The 1,821-nt window shown below is 62.8% G+C and carries 4 protein-coding genes; all 4 read left to right on the top strand.

Annotated elements, in window-relative coordinates; genetic code table 11:
- Positions 1-24: 24 nt before the first annotated feature.
- The 4 genes from NCCP436_RS17500 to NCCP436_RS17515 all read left to right on the top strand — a co-directional run bounded on the left by NCCP436_RS17500 (position 25) and on the right by NCCP436_RS17515 (position 1,652).
- Complete coding sequence (locus tag NCCP436_RS17500) at positions 25-267, top strand: DUF5447 family protein (RefSeq protein ID WP_375709506.1); 243 nt, start codon at positions 25-27, stop codon at positions 265-267.
- 4 nt (positions 268-271) lie between these two features.
- Positions 272-916 carry a DNA cytosine methyltransferase gene (locus NCCP436_RS17505; RefSeq protein ID WP_220805235.1) on the top strand — a complete coding sequence of 215 codons (645 nt, stop codon included), beginning with the start codon at positions 272-274 and terminating at the stop codon, positions 914-916.
- A complete protein-coding gene (locus NCCP436_RS17510; protein WP_220805124.1) occupies positions 913-1,128 on the top strand; it encodes a hypothetical protein in 216 nt (71 codons plus the stop codon). Before NCCP436_RS17505 ends, NCCP436_RS17510 begins: the two co-directional genes overlap by 4 nt.
- A 179-nt stretch (positions 1,129-1,307) precedes the next feature.
- Positions 1,308-1,652: a hypothetical protein gene (locus NCCP436_RS17515; RefSeq protein ID WP_220805125.1), complete on the top strand. Its 345-nt coding sequence runs from the start codon at positions 1,308-1,310 to the stop codon at positions 1,650-1,652.
- Positions 1,653-1,821: the final 169 nt, after the last annotated feature.

Raw genomic sequence — 1,821 nt, forward strand, 5'->3', positions numbered from 1 at the left:
CACGCCGCAAACTGCGACTGCTCTGTGTGCTGGGTAAACCGCACCTGGGAACCGCCCAAGCCTGCTATCTCCCGATCCACACCATGCACCGAGTGCCGCCCCGCGCAATGGTCCAAGGTAAATGGTCGGACCCACGTTACGCCGGCCTATACCTGCGAGAAACACACGCCACCGAGCCGACCGCCGAAGTATTGGAGCGTTGTGCTCGACACCGGCAAGCCAACGCCCTTCGTGCCCCTGCGCGAACCGTTCGAACTGGTGGGGTGATCGCATGAGACAGCCATCTGCCCTGGTCGCCTGCGAATTTTCCGGCCGCGTCCGCGATGCCCTTACCCGTGTCGGCTTCCGCGCCGTCAGCTGCGACCTGATGCCATCCGAAACCGAGGGTGAACACATCCAGGGTGACGTGCTGGAAGTGCTCGACCGTGGCTGGGATCTGCTGATCGCCCATCCGCCATGCACCGACCTGGCCGTATCGGGTGCCCGCCACTTCGCGGCCAAGATCGCGGACGGTCGTCAGGCCCGAGCCCTGCATTTCGTCCGTGCCCTGCTGGCGGCACCGATTCCGTTCAAGGCCCTGGAGAACCCTAAGTCGGTGATCTCCAGCCACATCCGCAAGCCGGATCAGATCGTCCAGCCGTGGATGTTCGGCCACGGCGAGTGCAAGGAAACCCATTTCTGGCTGGAAAACCTGCCGCTGCTCCGGCCCACCGAGATTGTCGAAGGCCGCGCTCCGGTGGTGCATTACATGGCACCGGGGCCGGATCGCTGGAAGAACCGTTCCCGCACCTATCAGGGCATCGCCGATGCCATCGCCGATCAATGGGGCCGTCATGTCATCGACGTGCTGAACGGCAAGGTGCGGGAGGCGGTGCCATGTCAGGCCAGCCTGGATCTGCTGGATGTGCGGGCATGATCGTTCTCGACCTGCCTTCGCTGCTGATCCTTGGCCTGCTGCTGATCAACTGTCTGGTGGTCGGCTACTGGTTTGGCCGTATGGACGGCTCCCGCGTCGGCAGCGACCAGCAAACCTCGTCGCCTCCGGCGTCCGTGACTGGCCCGCGCGGTCTGCCTGACCGAACCGCGCAATCCCCGCCAGTCGCGGTCGGCGGTGGCGAAACGGGATGACAAGGGCCGCGGCCCTTGGTGTTGAACCAAACCCGCTGCACCAGCGGCGCTAACTGAAAACCTCGGCAAGTCGAGAAAACCACCTCGGGCAAAAAACGAAAGTTTGCCCGTGTGGACTCGCTCGGCCTGCTGAAAGGCAAACCCGCGCAATAAGGCGCAACCAAGCGAGGAAACACAACATGGCACGCACCACTATGGAACTGGCATTCATCAGCGCTGAGCGCGTGAAGTTCGACAACGTGGACCTGGTCAAGCTGTACCTGGGCGACGAACCGGACGGCGAAAAGGACGTGGGTATTTCGCTGCTCTCGATGCAAGTCTCCGAAGACGTCCGCGAAGAAGTGTGGAACGCCTGCAAAGGCCTCGACGTGCTGGAAACCGCCCGCGTAACCGTCGAGATCGAACGCGGCTCCAAGAACGCCGGCAAGTTCATCGTCCTGCACGTCGAGTCTGCCAAGCTGGCTCAGGCCAGCAAACCGGCCCCGCAAGCCGCCCAACAGCAGCAACAGGTGAAGGCCAACTAACCGGGAGGGGCGGCCATGCTGATCGAAGATCGGGTTTTCTGCGACTGCTGCGGAAACGATATGGGCAAGCTTATGGCGCTGCCTGCGCCGCAAAGCGACCTGCTGCCTGATCTTCGTCTGCCGCCTCATTTCGCAGTCTGTCCTGACTGCGAGCCCTTCGAATCTGACA

The organism is Pseudomonas sp. NCCP-436 (genome assembly GCF_019656335.1).
Taxonomy (GTDB): domain Bacteria; phylum Pseudomonadota; class Gammaproteobacteria; order Pseudomonadales; family Pseudomonadaceae; genus Aquipseudomonas.